The following is a 15,637-nucleotide window of genomic DNA, read 5'->3' as shown; positions in this document are numbered from 1 at the left end:
TATTATGATTGATTATACCAACGCTTTATTGGCAATATCCGACCGTTGATGCTTGCCTTCGAAGCGAATCCGTTCCGCATCGGCATACGCCTTCGCTCTCGCTTCGGCAATATCTTTGCCAAGCCCGACGACACCCAGCACGCGTCCGCCGTTCGTGACGTAACGCCCTTCCCCGTCGCGGGCCGTTCCCGCATGGAACACGAGGCTATCCTGCACTTCATCGAGTCCGTCGATCGGAAGCCCTTTCGGATAGGAAGCCGGATAGCCCCCGGAAGCGAGAATGACGCAAACGGCCGCTTCGTCGCTCCATTCGATTTTCAACTGGTCGAGACGGCCTTCGGCGACCGCGAGGAAAATATCGGCGAGATCGGTCCTTAGCCGCGGCAGCACGACCTGCGTCTCCGGATCGCCGAAGCGCGCGTTGAACTCGATCGTTTTCGGCTTGCCGTCAGGCGCGATCATCAATCCCGCGAAGAGAACGCCGCGAAACGGGCGGCCTTCGGCTGCCATCGCTTTGGCCGTCGGCTTGACGATCGTCTCCACCGCTTCGTCGATTACCGATTGCGGAATATGCGGCAGCGGCGTATACGTGCCCATGCCGCCGGTATTCGGACCTTTGTCGCCGTCATAGACCGGCTTATGGTCTTGCGCCGCGACCATCGGGCGTACGACTTCCCCATCGACGAAAGACAGGATGGACATTTCCTGCCCTTGCAAAAATTCCTCGATCACAACTTGATTGCCCGCCGAGCCGAACACTTTGCCGACCATCGTATCATGCAGCGCCCGCTCAGCTTCTTCCATCGAATAAGCGACGGCAACCCCTTTGCCTGCCGCGAGGCCGTCCGCTTTAATCACGATCGGAACCTGCTGCTTCCGCAAATAAGCGAGCGCTTCTTCGTAATTGTCGAACTTCTCGTAGGCTGCTGTCGGAATGCCGTATTTCTGAAGCAAATCTTTCATAAACGTTTTGCTGCCTTCGATCAGGGCCGCATTTTTGCGGGGCCCGAACACCTTGAGATCCTTGGCTTCAAGGTAATCCACAATTCCGTCCGCAAGCGGATCGTCCGGACCGACGACCACCAGATCGATCGCATGATCCGAGGCAAACTGCGCCAGCTCTTCAAACCGATGTTCCGCAATATCGACGCATTCGGCGATTTGCGCAATGCCCGCATTCCCCGGCGCGCAATAGAGTTGCTTCACTTTGTCGCTTTTGGAGAGCGACCATACGATCGCATGCTCTCTTCCGCCGCGACCGACGACCAAAATACGCATCTGCTATGCCTCCCAATGCTTCCTTAATGTTTGAAATGGCGGACGCCCGTAAATACCATCGCGATTCCATGTTCGTTCGCTACTTGAATCGACTCCTCGTCCCGGATCGAACCGCCCGGCTGAATGACCGCGGTCACGCCGGCTTGCACCGCAAGCTCAAGCGTATCGCCCATCGGGAAGTACGCGTCCGAAGCAAGCACCGAGCCTTTGGCTTTGCCGCCGGCCTGCTCGATCGCGATTCGCGCCGCGCCGACGCGGTTCATTTGGCCGGCGCCGACGCCGATCGTCATATTGTCCTTCGCCAGCACGATCGCATTCGATTTGACATGCTTGACGACTTTCCAGCCGAACAGCAGCTGTTTCAGTTCCTCTTCGGTCGGTTTGCGATTTGTCGCGACTTTCAATTTCGAGACGTCGAGGCTGTGCACATCCGTTTCCTGGATCAGCATGCCCCCGTCCACGGAAGTGACGGCGAAATCCGGTTTGCGTTCCGCCGCCGCGGCAAGCTCGCCCAGCTTCAGCAAACGGATGTTTTTCTTCTTCGTCAAAATATCCAGCGCTTCTTGCGTAAACTCCGGCGCCAAGACGATTTCGAGAAAAATGCCGTTCAACAGTTTGGCCGTTTCCTCGCCAATCGGGCGATTTGCGGCGACGATCCCGCCGAAGATCGATGTCGGATCGGCTGCGTACGCCTTCCGGTAAGCTTCGTGGATCGTAGTGCCGATGCCGACGCCGCATGGATTCATATGTTTGACCGCGACGACGGCCGGCTCGTCGAATTCTTTCACGATGGCAAGCGCCGCGTTCGCGTCGTTAATATTGTTATAGGACAGCTCTTTGCCGTGCAACTGCTCCGCCGTCGTAATATTGCCCGCGGAAGCGAGCGGCTTGCGGTAGAATGCGGCTTTCTGATGAGGATTTTCGCCGTAGCGAAGGTCTTGCACCTTCTCATAAGTAACGGTGTACGTTTCCGGTAGCGGCTCTCCGGTTTGCTTGGACAAATAATCGGAGATGAGCGCATCGTATGCCGCGGTATGGCGGAACACTTTGGCTGCGAGCCGTTTGCGCGTTTCCAGCGTCGTATCCCCGCCTGCGCGAATCTCTTCAAGCACATGCGCATAATCGGCCGCGTCGACGACGACGGACACGAACGCATGGTTTTTCGCCGCCGAACGGAGCATGGTCGGGCCGCCGATATCGATATTCTCGATCGCGTCTTCATACGCTACATCCGGTTTCGCAATCGTTTGTTTGAACGGATACAGGTTGACGATGACCAGATCGATATAATCCAGGCCGAGTTCCTTCATTTGCGCTTGATGCTCCGCGCTGTCGCGCACGGCGAGCAGTCCGCTGTGAACGGCGGGGTGGAGCGTCTTGACGCGCCCGTCCAAAATTTCCGGAAAGCCCGTCACCTCGGATATTCCGATGACCGGTACGTTCTCGGATTCCAGCAAGCTTTTCGTGCCGCCGGTAGAGATGAGCTCTACGCCAAGGTTTGCCAGTTCGCGCGAAAACTCCACGATCCCCGATTTGTCGGACACGCTGATTAATGCTCTGCGTATTGCCATAATGGTTTGTTCCTCCTTATTTGCTCAAATCATGATTTATTTTAAATGCGTGTTCAAAAAGTCGGCTTTTCAGCACCGAGAAGGTTGCGAGAACCCGAAGAAAGAGGAGCGCAGTGTAGGCAAAACCTACATGAGCACCTGAAATGTTTCCGGAGGAAACATACTACGTAAGCATATGCTCTTCGAGGGTGAACGCGAGATTCGATGTCGAATCTGCCACCAGTCACGCTTCGTGATCAAAAGTTGATTTTTTGAACAACCTCTTGAAGATCGTTACTTTCCGGTCCGTCAACTTTATTTTGCCTTCGCAATACCATTGCACGACTTGCGGATAAACCTCCTGCTCGGTACGTTGGATGCGCGCGGCGAGCGATTCCGCCGTATCGCCCTCCTCGACCGCAACCGGGCGCTGCGCGATAATCGGTCCCGTATCCATGCCTCCGTCCACGAAATGCACGGTAACGCCCGTTATTTTCACTCCGTAATCCAATGCTTGTCCGATGGCGTCCTTGCCCGGGAACGCCGGGAGGAGCGACGGGTGGATGTTGATCATTTTGCCGTAGTAAGGTTTCACAAGCGTATCCGTAATAAGGCGCATATAGCCTGCGAGCACGATCAGATCGATCCGTTTCTCCCGAAGCAGCGCCAATATTTCCTCTTCGTACGCTTCGCGCGATTCGTACTCCTTGGGCACGAACGCAAAGACCGGTACGCCTGCGCCGCGCGCGCGTTCCGTCACCTTTGCCTGCGGTTTGTCGCAAACAAGAAGCTCGATCGTTCCATCGAGCTTGCCTGCCTGCGCCGCATCGGCGATCGCTTGAAAATTGCTGCCGTTCCCGGACGCGAACACGGCGATGCGGCAGCCGCCCATTATACGTCCGCCCCCGCGAACGTAACGGCTTTACCGCCAGGCGTCACGGTGCCGAGACGATACGCCTTCTCCCCGCATTCTTCGGCAATGCGCAGCGCTTCGTCCGCTTGCTCGGCAGGCACGACGACGACCATTCCGATCCCCATATTGAAGGTGGTGAACATATCGCGATGCGAAATGCCGCCTTTCGATTGCATAAGCGCAAAGATCGGCAAAATCGGCCAAGATCCGTATTCGATCTCGACGTTGACGTTCGCCGGAAGCATGCGCGGAATATTCTCGATAAAACCGCCGCCGGTAATATGGGCCATTCCTTTCACATTGACGCTCTCGATCAGCTTGAGCGCCGTTTTCACGTAAATTTTCGTCGGTTCAAGCAATGCGGCTCCGAGCGTTAGCCCGTCCAGTTCCGGGAGTTCGTCCGCGAGCTTATAGCCATGCTGTTCCAGCAAGAGCTTGCGCACGAGCGAAAACCCGTTGCTGTGTACGCCGCTGGATGCCAGCCCGATGACAGCGTCGCCGGCTTGAATCGTCGAGCCGTCGATGATTTTGGCGCGGTCCACGATGCCGACGGTAAAGCCGGCGATATCGTACTCGCCGTCCGCGTACATGCCCGGCATTTCCGCCGTCTCCCCGCCGATCAGCGCGCAGCCCGACTGGCGGCATCCGTCGGCGATGCCCGCCACGATCGCTTCGATTTTCTCCGGCACGACTTTGTCGCAGGCCAAGTAATCGAGGAAAAACAGCGGCTCCGCCCCTTGAACGACAATATCGTTCACGCACATCGCTACCGCGTCGATCCCGATCGTATCGTGCTTATCCATCGCGAACGCAATTTTCAGCTTCGTGCCGACGCCGTCCGTCCCCGATACGAGCACCGGCTCCTCGTACTTGTCTTTGTTCAAGCCGAACAATGCGCCGAAACCGCCCAGATCGGTGAGCACTTCCGGCCTGAACGTCGTTTTTACATGCCGCTTCATGCGTTCCACCGCTTCGTTCCCCGCGGCAATGTCGACGCCGGCGTTTTTGTACGCTTCTGACATCCTGGCACACTCCTAATCAACAATAGTATTTATAGCGCTTACCCGCTGTTTGACACCTTTCTCTATCCCTTCGCCTTTGGCTCTGGGAAGCGAATTCCTGCTATTCGAGTCAACTTCATAATTCGCCACCGTTGATGAAACCGGCTTGATTGCGGATGGCGCTCTTGTTTGACGCTAACGAAACTGACAATCCTTATTGGGCTCAAAATGAAGACGGGTCCCATTTTAACGAAAGCACATATCGTTATTCATTGGAAATCGGCAGTTTTATCGCCTTTTCCCCCTCAATAGCGTGTTGTAGTTTCGTTACACCGGCAACAAGGCAATTTACAGGCAATTAGCGTGTCTACGTTTCGTTAGCCCGCCCGGTCGTCAGCCGCTGCGGTATTGTGAGATTGGCTCGCTTCCGCATCTTTCTCCGCCGAAACGGGATGCTCCGCCGCCCTGGCTCCCCAATTCGCGGACACAGGAGACCGCTAATTGTGACAAACAGCCCGATTTCGGACATTTCGCGGACACACGATCCTTTATTCGTGGAAAAAGCGTAAAAACAAGCCTTCCAACGAGCGGATAACGGAACCAATGTCCGCCTAAACAGCAAATAAGCGATTTTAACGCAAAATAACGGCCGTACGGTCCGGATAACAATTTCTCGTTGCAACGCTATTGCGATTCTACAGCAATTTTGCAAGACCCGGCAAACCCTCTTCGCCGCGCTGACCGCCCTTTAGCAACCGCCGCAGCCCGGCTTCGCATCGTCTTCAAACTCGACCACCGTCGGGTAATCGTTGTCGAAGCAGGCGAGGCACATGCCGCCGTTCGGCTCGTGCGCCGCATGGCCGCCGATCGCCTCGATCAAGCCTTCTCTGCTCAAGAAGGATAGCGAGTCCGCGTTAATCTCCTTGCAAATCTCCTCCATCGTTTTGGACGAGGCGATCAGCTCTTTGCGGCTCGGCGTATCGATCCCGTAAAAGCACGGGTTCGCGAATGGCGGCGACGTGATGCGCACATGCACTTCCGTCGCTCCGGCTTCGCGCAGCAAATTGACGATGCGGCGCGAAGTCGTGCCGCGCACGATCGAATCGTCGATCATAACGACACGCTTCCCTTCGACGACGCCTCGCACCGCGCTCAGCTTCATCTTCACGCCCTGTTCGCGCAGTTCCTGGCTCGGCTGGATAAATGTCCGTCCGGTATATTTATTCTTAATCAACCCGAGCTCGTACGGGATTCCCGTTTCCTCCGCGTATCCGATCGCCGCCGATATGCTGGAATCGGGCACGCCTGTCACGACGTCCGCGTCCACGAACGATTCTTGCGCCATCTTGCGGCCCATCCGTTTGCGGGCGGAGTGCAAGTTTGATCCGTTATAATCCGAATCCGGCCGGGAGAAATAAACGTATTCCATCGCGCAAATCGCGCGCCGTTTCATATCCGTATAACGGTCTTCCGTCAATCCGTTCTCGTCCAGCACGAGCAATTCGCCCGGCTGGATATCCCGGATCAATTCCGCTCCTACCGTTTCGAACGCGCATGTTTCCGAAGCGAATAAATACGCGTCCCCGAGCCGTCCCATCGTTAGCGGGCGCAATCCGTGCGGGTCGGTCGCGACGAGCATTTTGTCGTTCGTCATCATGAGGAACGCGAATCCGCCGACCAAGCGGCGCAGCGCTTCTTTGGCCGCCGTGACAAAATCATGCGGCGACCGCGCGATCAGATGCGCGATCACTTCCGTATCGCTCGTCGTTTGAAAGATCGAGCCCGACTGTTCCAACTCGCGGCGAATGGACGGTTCGTTGACGATGTTGCCGTTCGTCGCGATCGCCAAATCGCCGTCGCGATATTTGAACACGAGCGGCTGCGCATTCGCAAGCCTGCTGTCGCCCGAGGTCGAATAGCGGACGTGGCCGATCGCGCATGAGCCAGAGAGCGAGGCGAGGCGGTCCTTGTCGAACACTTCCTTCACCAAGCCCATCTCGCGGTGATAACGGAACTGGGTTCCGTCCGTCACGCAAATGCCGGCGCTCTCTTCGCCCCGATGCTGCAGCGCATGCAGGCCGTAATACGATAATGTGGCCGCTTCGGGATGACCGAACACCCCGAAGATACCGCATTCTTCTTTTAATTTATCAAAGACGTCGTCCCGTCCCATGCCTTCGTTATAGTAGTCGCCCGTCCATAGCCGTCCCTTTATTTCATGAGACATGGGATCGCATCCTTCCACACCTTCTCAAGTTCTTCGACGGATGCGCGAACGGCCGGAACGCCGTTCACGGCAACCTTAAGCTCTCGGCCTTTCACTTCGCCCAATCGCTGCGCGGCAATGCCTTGGCCGCGCACATAATCCATCAATGCTTCGGCCTTCTCCGGCGACGCCGACAGCAAAATGCGCGATTGGCTTTCGCTGAACAGCGCCAAGTCCGGGCGCAAATCCCCTGCGGCAAAGTTCACGTCCGCGCCCGCTTCCCCGCTTATGCAAGCTTCGGCAAGCGCGACCGCCAAACCGCCTTCCGACAAATCATGCGCCGAAGCGACCAGGCCTTGCCGGATCGCGCCGAGCACCGTGCCGAGCAATTTATTCTCCTCCGCCAAATCCAGCTGCGGCGGTCTGCCTTCCGTGACGCCATGCATCACATATTGAAATTCGCTGCCGCCAAGCTCCGCTTTCGTCTCGCCGAGCAGCAAAATAACGTCGCCTTCCTTTTTGAACCCTTGCGTCGTAATATGATCCGTATCCTGCACGAGCCCTACCATGCCGACAACCGGCGTCGGGTAGATCGCGCCTTTCGCGTTCTCGTTGTACAAGCTGACGTTGCCGCCGATGACCGGCGTGTTCAAGACGCGGCAAGCTTCCGCCATGCCGTCGACCGCCCTTTCCATTTGCCAGAAAATATCCGGCTTCTCCGGACTGCCGAAGTTAAGGTTATCCGTTATGGCGAGCGGTTCTCCGCCGGAACATACGATGTTCCGCGCCGCTTCGGCGACCGCGATCCGTCCGCCCACTTCGGGATCGAGATACACGAAGCGCCCGTTGCAATCGGTCGTCATCGCCAGCGCCTTGCGCGTGCCGCGGATCGTGACGACGGCCGCATCCGAACCCGGCTGCACCGCCGTGCTCGTACGAACCATATAGTCGTATTGGTTGTAGACCCATTCCTTGCTCGCCACCGTCGGCGATGCAAGCACCTTCTGCAAAGCGCCGTTCAAATCCGTCACTTCCGGATACGATGCGAAATCGATAGCCGCATGTTCCGCATAATAAGCCGGTTCCGCCGAAGGCTTGTTGTAGACCGGACATTCGTCCACGAGCGCCGTGACCGGCATATCGCCGACAATTTCGCCTTTATGGAACAAGCGCAGACGCCCGTCGTCGGTCACTTTGCCCACTTTGGCGCAGACGACGCCCCAACGTTCGAAAATTTCCCGCGCCTGCGCTTCATGCTGCGGCTCGACGACGAACAGCATGCGCTCCTGCGATTCGGACAGCATCATCTCGTACGGCGTCATGCCTTCTTCGCGCTGCGGAACTTCGTCCAAATACAATTCCAGCCCGTTGCCGGCTTTGCTCGCCATCTCGGCGCTGGAGCAAGTAAGCCCCGCCGCGCCCATATCTTGAATGCCGAGAACGATGCCCGAATCGATGAGCTCGAGGCAAGCTTCCATTACCAGTTTCTCCATGAACGGATCGCCGACTTGCACCGCCGGACGCTTCGATTCCGATTCCTCCGTCAATTCTTCCGACGCGAACGTCGCGCCGTGAATGCCGTCGCGGCCTGTCGGCGGTCCCGCGTAGAATACCGGGTTGCCTACGCCTTTGGCTACGCCGCGCTGAATTTTGTCGTGGTCGATCAAGCCGACGCACATCGCATTGACGAGCGGATTGCCCTCATAGCTCTCGTCAAACATCACTTCGCCGCCGACCGTCGGGATGCCGATGCAGTTGCCGTAGCCCGCAATGCCGGATACGACATGCTCGAACAAGTAACGAACGCGGTCGCTTTCCAGCTTGCCGAAACGAAGGGAGTTAAGCAGAGCCACAGGCCGCGCGCCCATCGAGAAAATATCGCGGATAATGCCGCCCACGCCCGTCGCCGCCCCTTGGTACGGCTCGATCGCCGAAGGATGGTTATGGCTTTCGATTTTGAACACGACCGCCTGATTGTCGCCGATATCGACGATGCCGGCGCCTTCGCCCGGCCCCATCAGTACCCGCTCGCCCGTCGTCGGAAAACGGCGCAGCAGCGGCTTCGAGTTTTTGTACGCGCAATGCTCCGACCACATGACGCTAAATACGCCGATTTCCGTATAATTCGGCTTCCGACCCAGAAATCCGCAGATCAATTCGTACTCGCTGTCCGAAACGCCCATTTGCTTGTAAATTTGCTGTTCGGCGATTTGTTCCGCCGTCGGTTCTTTAGCCGATACTTGCTGCGCCATGCCGTTCCCTCCATGCATTCAAAATCGATGTGAACATTTTTTTGCCGTCCTCGGAGCCGAGCAGTTGATGCACTGCGCGCTCCGGATGAGGCATCATGCCGACGACGTTGCCCTGTTCGTTGCACACGCCCGCGATATCGTCGATCGATCCGTTCGGATTCTCGCCCGCGTAACGGAATACGATTTGATTGTTCTTTTTCATCCGGTTTAACGTCTCTTCGTCGCAATAATAATTGCCTTCCCCATGCGCAATCGGAATATCGATCAGTTCGCCCTGTTCGTATTGGTTCGTAAAAGGCGTGCCGTTGTTCTCCACCCGCAGCGTTGCGGGATGGCAGCGGAATTTGAGCGTCGTATTCCGGCGCAGCGCGCCCGGCAGCAATCCGGCTTCCGTCAAAATTTGAAACCCGTTGCAGATGCCGATCACATATTTGCCCGCCGCGGCCGCCTTCGCCACTTCGGCCATTACCGGAGCGAAACGCGCGATCGCGCCGCTGCGCAAGTAGTCGCCGTAGGAGAATCCGCCGGGAACGATGATGCAATCGTACTTGGACAAATCCGTAGCCGTATGCCAAACGTAGTCGACCGGTTGCCCGACCGTATCTTCCACCGCTTTGTAGCAGTCAATGTCACAGTTCGAGCCCGGAAAAACGAGAACCGCAAAATTCATGCTTAACCCTCCAACTCGTAACGATAGTCTTCGACGACCGTATTCGCGAGCAGTTTTTCGCACATTTCTTTCACGCGCTGTTCCGCTTCCGCACGATCCGCCGTATCCAGTTCAAGCTCCATATATTTGCCGATTCGCACTTTCCCAACTTCGCCGAACCCCATCGAATGCAGCGCTCCTTGCACCGCTACGCCCTGCGGGTCCAATACGTTTTGCTTTACCGTTACGTACACCGTCGCCTTAAACATGATTTGTGATCCTCCTAAAAGTTTTGTGAGCGTTACTTCTTTGAACTATCTACGAACAAAACTTGCTTCGAAAGCATACGCTCCGTTTTGTGAGCGTTACTTCTTTGAACTATCTACGAACAAAACTCGCTTCGAAAGCATACACTCCGTTTTGTGAGCTTTACTTCACTGAACGAGCTACGAACAAAACTTGCCTCGAAAGCATGCGCTTCGTTTTGTGAGCGATACTCCTTCGAACAACCTACAATCGTTGCGGCCCGGGAACTTAAGGAACAAGAATGCCTTAGTAAGGACCTCTTGTGCCTTAATCCACCCGGCAAACGAAGATTTCAAGGTTTATGGAACGACTTTACCTTATTTGCGTTCGCAAAAGCCTGCTTTTAACAAAATATAACCCAAAACTTGACTCCAAAAGCACTAGCGTTGCACCGAATGTTTTACTGCGTTTCAAACCGATGATTGCGATAGGGATGAACAAGGTTAACGGATTTTGGAGGCCTTATTTGATCCAATAACGCAATTTTGGCGGTGTTAGCGGATTTTGAGGGCTCTATTTTTGTCGAAACTTCACAAAACCAAGGATCCTCAGCCGATCGCGACATGTTAACGGTTCGAAAATCCGTTAATTCCAAATATTCGACTGGAATTCAAAAAATAAGACCTCGGAAATCCGTTATATTTCCATGGTACCGCATCCCAGCTAGAAGATTTAATGCAACGCCGGTGCTCCAAAAGGGGTTAATTAAGGTACTTTAGTTCCTATTCCAGCCACTCGTGCCAAACCGGCCATGGCCAATCACTCGCCTACCCCTCGCTTGAAAACTCTCACCTAGCCCAAGGCCGAGCCTGCAATCAATCCCCCGCCCAGCCGTTAACGCCCCGAGCAAAGGACCGCCCGCCGACCGCGCCCCCTCTCCGGATCGCCGGGCTTTCACTCGGTCAGCCGCGCGTAAATATCCCGATAACGGCGGGTCGTTTCCGCCACAACTTCTTGCGGCAGCGGATCGGGCTTGCTGTCGCGGTCCCAATCGGAGCCCGCCAAGTACGTGCGCACCGGCTCTTTGTCCATGCTGTCGATTTCGATATCCAGCGCGTAATTTTCCCGGGCCCAGAATCTGGAGCAATCCGGCGTGAACATCTCGTCAATCCCAATGACCCGGCCGTCCAGGAGGCCGAACTCGAACTTGCAATCCGCCAAAATAATGCCGCGCTCCGCGCAATACGCATGCGCGTATTCGTACAGCTTCACGCTCAGCTCCTGCAGCTCTGCCGTCAGTTCCGCACCGACCAGCTCGCGCATCCGCTCGATCGAGATATCCTCGTCATGGCCGACATCGTTCTTGGACGCGGGGGTGAACAACGGCGCTGCAAAACGCTCGTTCTTGCGCATGCCCGCCGGCAGCTTGATGCCGTTAATTTCCTGCGTCTTCTCGTACTGTCTCCAACCGCCGCCGGTAATATAACCGCGCACGACGCACTCGATATCGATGCGTTCCGCCTTGCGCACGACCATGATCCGGTCCTTGAGCGCTTCCTTGTCCGTCACGATCTCGCCGAGCCGCTCCACATCGGTATGCACCATATGGTTCGGCAGCATCCCGGCCGTCCGCTCGAACCAGAACGCGCTCAGCCGGTTCAGGACGTTTCCTTTCTCCGGCACCGCGGGTTCCAGCACATAATCGAAGGCGGAAATCCGGTCGGTCACGACGATCAAATAATGCTCGCCAAGATCGTACAATTCGCGCACTTTGCCTTTGTACAGCAGCGGCGCCTTTACTAGCTCCACAGCGGATGAAATCGCTTTGCCCACGTTCGTCCTCCCTCTCTATGCGTTAAGTTCTTATATCAATCCCAAACGTTTGAAAATCGTATCCACATGCTTCAAATGCCAGCTCGGGTTGAACGCGTCCGCAATTTCCTCCGCGCCGAGCACATTGGCAATTTCCGGCGTCGCTTCGATAATTTCGCGGAAGCTGCGCTGCTCCTCCCATGCCTGCATCGCGCGCGGCTGCACCGTATCGTACGCCTGTTCGCGGCTGTAGCCTTTGTCGATCAGCTTCGTCATGACGCGGCCGGAGAACGGCACGCCATACGTTCTTTCCATGTTGCGCTTCATATTGTCTGGGAATACCGTCAAGTTTTTCACGATATTGCCGAAACGGTTCAACATATAGTTAAGCAGCATCGTCGCATCCGGCAAAATAACGCGTTCCACCGAAGAATGCGAAATATCGCGCTCATGCCATAGCGGCACGTTCTCGTAAGCCGATACCATAAAGCCGCGCACGACGCGGGCGAGACCGGAAATATTCTCGCAGCCGATCGGATTGCGCTTATGCGGCATCGCCGAGGAGCCTTTCTGCCCTTTGCGGAACGCTTCCTCGACTTCGCGGAATTCGCTCTTTTGCAAGGCGCGAATTTCCGTCGCGAACTTGTCGAGCGATGTCGCGATCAGCGCCAGCGTCGCCATATATTCCGCGTGGCGGTCGCGCTGCAGCGTCTGCGTGGAGATCGGCGCAGGCTTCGTGCCGAGCTTGCGGCAAACGAACTCTTCCACGAAAGGATCGATGTTGGCGTACGTTCCGACCGCGCCGGAAATTTTGCCGTATTGCACGCGGTCGGCCGCATTCCGGAAACGCTCCAAATTCCGCTTCATTTCCTCGTACCATAGCGCCATTTTCAAACCGAATGTCGTCGGTTCGGCATGAACCCCGTGCGTACGCCCCATCATCGGCGTATCTTTATACGCGATCGCTTTCTCCTTCAAGATGTCGATGAAATTAACGATGTCCCGCTCCAAAATTTCGTTCGCCTGACGCAACAAATAGCCGAGCGCCGTATCCACCACATCGGTTGACGTCAGCCCGTAATGCACCCATTTGCGCTCCGGCCCGAGCGTCTCCGACACAGCGCGCGTAAATGCGATGACATCATGGCGCGTTTCCTGTTCGATTTCATAGATGCGATCGATATCGAACCCTGCGTTTTTGCGCAGTTCGGCCGCATCTTCCTTCGGAATGACGCCAAGCTCCGCCCATGCCTCGCATGCGCAAAGCTCCACTTCCAGCCAAGCTTTGAATTTGTTTTCCTCCGTCCAAATCGCCGTCATTTCCGGTCTGCTGTATCGTTCAATCATCGTTTTGGCTCCTCCAAATATTCGTTTGCTCCACCCAGGCGAGCGCTGCCTGGACGTCTTTCGTCAACAAGTTGATATGTCCCATTTTCCGTTTCGATTTCGCTTCGTGTTTGCCGTATAAATGAACTTTCGGCGTTACGCCCAGCTTCTTCGCCGCTTCGTCGTCCCCGCCCATGCGCGCAAGCAGCGGCTCCACATGCTCTCCGAGCACGTTGACCATGACGACCGGCGTCAGCAGCTCCGTATCGCCCAAAGGCAGGTTGCATATCGCGCGCACATGCTGTTCGAATTGCGAAGTGAGGCACGCCTCCATCGTATAATGCCCCGAATTGTGCGGACGCGGCGCCAGTTCGTTGACGAACAGTTCGCCGTCCTTCGCCATGAACATCTCCACCGCAATCAAGCCGACGACCTGCAGCGATTCGGCGATGCGAATCGCCAGCCGCTCCGCCTCCGCCTGCACCTCCTGTGGAATGCGCGCCGGTACGATCGACAGATGCAGGATGTTGTCCGCATGAACGTTCTCGCTCACCGGGAATGCCTTCACTTCCCCGCGCGGACTGCGGGCGGCAATGACCGACAGTTCCTTGTCGAAGTGAATGAACTGCTCGAGCACAAGCTCCGTTCCCGCCGCGCTAAGCGTCTTGTACGCTTCGGCCAACTCCTCGTCGCTGCCGGAGCGAACGACCCATTGGCCTTTGCCGTCGTATCCGCCGGTGGCCGTCTTCAAGACGCACGGCACGCCGAACCGGCTGGCCGCCGCCCGCAGGTCGGCCTCGCTGCCGATGGCGGCGTACGGCGCCACCCGGGCGCCGGCCGCTTCGACGGCGCGCTTCTCGCGCAGGCGATGCTGCGTCGTATACAGCAGCTCGCTCCCTTGCGGCACGTACGATTCGCTTGCGAGCGCCGCCGCCACCCCGGCGTCGACGTTCTCGAACTCGTACGTGATCACGTCGGCTTGCGCGGCCAATTGCCGCGCCGCCTCGATATCGCCGTAGCCGGCCGTAATCTGTCGCGCTACTTGGCCGCATGGCGCATCCGGCGTCGGGTCAAGCGTGACGAACCGGTAACCGAGGTTCGTGCCAGCCAGCGCCATCATGCGCCCCAATTGCCCGCCGCCGAGCACGCCGATCGTCGCGCCGGGCAGAATCGTTCTCGCGCCGCTCATAACCGCTCACTGCTTTCCAGCACTTGATCGCGGATCGCGTCGCGGCGGCTTTGTACGCGCGCCCGCACCTCCGGATCAAACGCTCCGATGATTTGCGCCGCGAGCAGGCCCGCGTTCGTCGCGCCCGCCTTGCCGATCGCCACCGTCGCAACCGGGACTCCGCCCGGCATTTGCACAATGGACAACAAAGAGTCCAACCCGTTCAAGTTGGACGATTTCACCGGCACGCCGATCACGGGCAGCACCGTTTTGGCCGCTACCATGCCCGGCAAATGCGCCGCGCCGCCGGCGCCTGCGATAATGACGGCAAGCCCGCGCTCCGCCGCGCTTTCCGCGTATTCAAACATCAAGTCCGGCGTACGATGCGCCGATACCACTTTCTTCTCATAAGGAATTTGCAGCTCGTCCAAAACGTCGCAAGCCAGCTTCATCGTCTCCCAATCGGATTGACTACCCATAATGACGCCTACTCTCGCCGACATCCTTCAACCTACTTTCTAATAGAGGTTGTTCAAAAAGTCCTCTTTTGATCACGAAGTATATCTAGAAGCAGAGTCGGCATCGAATCTTGCGTTCACCCTCGAAGAGCATATGCTTACGAAGTATATTTCCTCCGGAAACATTTCAGGTGCTCATGTAGGTTTTGCCTACACTCCGCTCCTCCTGTAAGTTTTGCTGCGCAAAACTCGCTTCGGAAGCATGGGCCAAGGGTTCTCGCAACCTTCTAGTGCTGAAAAGTTGACTTTTTGAACTCACATTAATATAGAACTCTTTTTCCACAAACATACAATATTCGGAGAAAAAAAACAAAGGCAGCCGCTATTCGCTTCTACCTTCGCATCATCCATTCAACGATTCATGAAAATGCCCTACCAGGGAGGCCGTTCAAGAAAAATCATTCGACCCCAAAGATCGCAGAGCAAACTAGATGCGGAATCCGAATATTCGAATCCGGCACAAACGCATCCTGTTCGCCGCAGCGCAGCCCCATGTTCGTCCATGTCCCACGAACCGTCGAACTGGCGACATTGGGCCGTTTCGAGCAAGGCATTTTCTCGTAGTCCGAAAATTTACGGTCTTCGGGTAGAAACTTCCGGCCATATTCCCGGAATTATACGAGGCAATCTATTATATTTCGTCATTTGTAATTCCTATTCTTAGTTTAACAGGCTCTAATAACGGATGTCAACTCGTAAAGACGAACATTATATCCGG

General features: G+C 56.3%; 12 protein-coding genes and 1 riboswitch. All 12 genes read right to left on the bottom strand.

Features of this window, described 5'->3' with window-relative positions; genetic code table 11:
- Positions 1–12 precede the first annotated feature (12 nt).
- Positions 13–1,278 (bottom strand): phosphoribosylamine--glycine ligase, encoded by a 1,266-nt coding sequence (gene purD / locus KQI79_RS15995; protein WP_216539242.1) that lies wholly within the window; start codon positions 1,276–1,278, stop codon positions 13–15.
- Between the two features lie 23 nt (positions 1,279–1,301).
- Complete coding sequence (gene purH / locus KQI79_RS15990) at positions 1,302–2,849, bottom strand: bifunctional phosphoribosylaminoimidazolecarboxamide formyltransferase/IMP cyclohydrolase (RefSeq protein WP_216539241.1); 1,548 nt, start codon at positions 2,847–2,849, stop codon at positions 1,302–1,304.
- Between the two features lie 223 nt (positions 2,850–3,072).
- Positions 3,073–3,720, bottom strand: a complete 648-nt coding sequence (purN, locus tag KQI79_RS15985) for a phosphoribosylglycinamide formyltransferase (protein ID WP_216539240.1) — start codon at positions 3,718–3,720, stop codon at positions 3,073–3,075.
- Entirely contained in the window at positions 3,720–4,763 is a 1,044-nt protein-coding gene (purM, locus tag KQI79_RS15980) for a phosphoribosylformylglycinamidine cyclo-ligase (RefSeq protein WP_216539239.1), read from the bottom strand. Before purM ends, purN begins: the two co-directional genes overlap by 1 nt.
- A 727-nt stretch (positions 4,764–5,490) precedes the next feature.
- Positions 5,491–6,969 (bottom strand): amidophosphoribosyltransferase, encoded by a 1,479-nt coding sequence (gene purF, locus KQI79_RS15975; protein WP_216539238.1) that lies wholly within the window; start codon positions 6,967–6,969, stop codon positions 5,491–5,493.
- The gene (gene purL / locus KQI79_RS15970; RefSeq protein ID WP_216539237.1) at positions 6,954–9,200 is read right to left on the bottom strand and encodes a phosphoribosylformylglycinamidine synthase subunit PurL; all 2,247 of its coding nucleotides are present in this window, start codon (positions 9,198–9,200) and stop codon (positions 6,954–6,956) included. Before purL ends, purF begins: the two co-directional genes overlap by 16 nt.
- On the bottom strand, positions 9,178–9,870 hold the full coding sequence (purQ, locus tag KQI79_RS15965) for a phosphoribosylformylglycinamidine synthase subunit PurQ (protein WP_216539236.1): 693 nt from the start codon (positions 9,868–9,870) through the stop codon (positions 9,178–9,180). The genes purL and purQ overlap by 23 nt, the downstream gene beginning before the upstream one ends.
- Before the next feature lie 2 nt (positions 9,871–9,872).
- A complete protein-coding gene (gene purS, locus KQI79_RS15960; RefSeq protein ID WP_216539235.1) occupies positions 9,873–10,118 on the bottom strand; it encodes a phosphoribosylformylglycinamidine synthase subunit PurS in 246 nt (81 codons plus the stop codon).
- A gap of 931 nt (positions 10,119–11,049) precedes the next feature.
- A complete protein-coding gene (locus KQI79_RS15955) occupies positions 11,050–11,928 on the bottom strand; it encodes a phosphoribosylaminoimidazolesuccinocarboxamide synthase (RefSeq protein WP_216539234.1) in 879 nt (292 codons plus the stop codon).
- Between the two features lie 30 nt (positions 11,929–11,958).
- On the bottom strand, positions 11,959–13,254 hold the full coding sequence (gene purB, locus KQI79_RS15950; RefSeq protein ID WP_216539233.1) for an adenylosuccinate lyase: 1,296 nt from the start codon (positions 13,252–13,254) through the stop codon (positions 11,959–11,961).
- Positions 13,247–14,422, bottom strand: coding sequence for a 5-(carboxyamino)imidazole ribonucleotide synthase (gene purK / locus KQI79_RS15945; RefSeq protein WP_216539232.1), 1,176 nt, complete (start codon positions 14,420–14,422; stop codon positions 13,247–13,249). The genes purB and purK overlap by 8 nt, the downstream gene beginning before the upstream one ends.
- Positions 14,419–14,904 (bottom strand): 5-(carboxyamino)imidazole ribonucleotide mutase, encoded by a 486-nt coding sequence (gene purE / locus KQI79_RS15940; RefSeq protein ID WP_216539231.1) that lies wholly within the window; start codon positions 14,902–14,904, stop codon positions 14,419–14,421. Before purE ends, purK begins: the two co-directional genes overlap by 4 nt.
- 556 nt (positions 14,905–15,460) lie before the next feature.
- Positions 15,461–15,561, bottom strand: a riboswitch (purine riboswitch).
- Between the last annotated feature and the right edge of the window lie 76 nt (positions 15,562–15,637).

Origin of the sequence: Paenibacillus sp. MSJ-34 (genome assembly GCF_018918005.1) — a bacterium.
Lineage (GTDB): Bacteria > Bacillota > Bacilli > Paenibacillales > Paenibacillaceae > MSJ-34.
Note: the sequence above shows the minus strand (reverse complement) of the source record. Positions and strands in the feature narration are given on the sequence as shown.

Coding starts and splice junctions, on each gene's coding strand:
- purK (WP_216539232.1), bottom strand. CDS start 14,422: ATGAGCGGCGCGAGAACGATTCTGCCCGGCGCGACGATCGGCGTGCTC.
- purS (WP_216539235.1), bottom strand. CDS start 10,118: ATGTTTAAGGCGACGGTGTACGTAACGGTAAAGCAAAACGTATTGGAC.
- purM (WP_216539239.1), bottom strand. CDS start 4,763: ATGTCAGAAGCGTACAAAAACGCCGGCGTCGACATTGCCGCGGGGAAC.
- purL (WP_216539237.1), bottom strand. CDS start 9,200: ATGGCGCAGCAAGTATCGGCTAAAGAACCGACGGCGGAACAAATCGCC.
- purN (WP_216539240.1), bottom strand. CDS start 3,720: ATGGGCGGCTGCCGCATCGCCGTGTTCGCGTCCGGGAACGGCAGCAAT.
- purB (WP_216539233.1), bottom strand. CDS start 13,254: ATGATTGAACGATACAGCAGACCGGAAATGACGGCGATTTGGACGGAG.
- purD (WP_216539242.1), bottom strand. CDS start 1,278: ATGCGTATTTTGGTCGTCGGTCGCGGCGGAAGAGAGCATGCGATCGTA.
- purQ (WP_216539236.1), bottom strand. CDS start 9,870: ATGAATTTTGCGGTTCTCGTTTTTCCGGGCTCGAACTGTGACATTGAC.
- purH (WP_216539241.1), bottom strand. CDS start 2,849: ATGGCAATACGCAGAGCATTAATCAGCGTGTCCGACAAATCGGGGATC.
- purE (WP_216539231.1), bottom strand. CDS start 14,904: ATGTCGGCGAGAGTAGGCGTCATTATGGGTAGTCAATCCGATTGGGAG.
- purF (WP_216539238.1), bottom strand. CDS start 6,969: ATGTCTCATGAAATAAAGGGACGGCTATGGACGGGCGACTACTATAAC.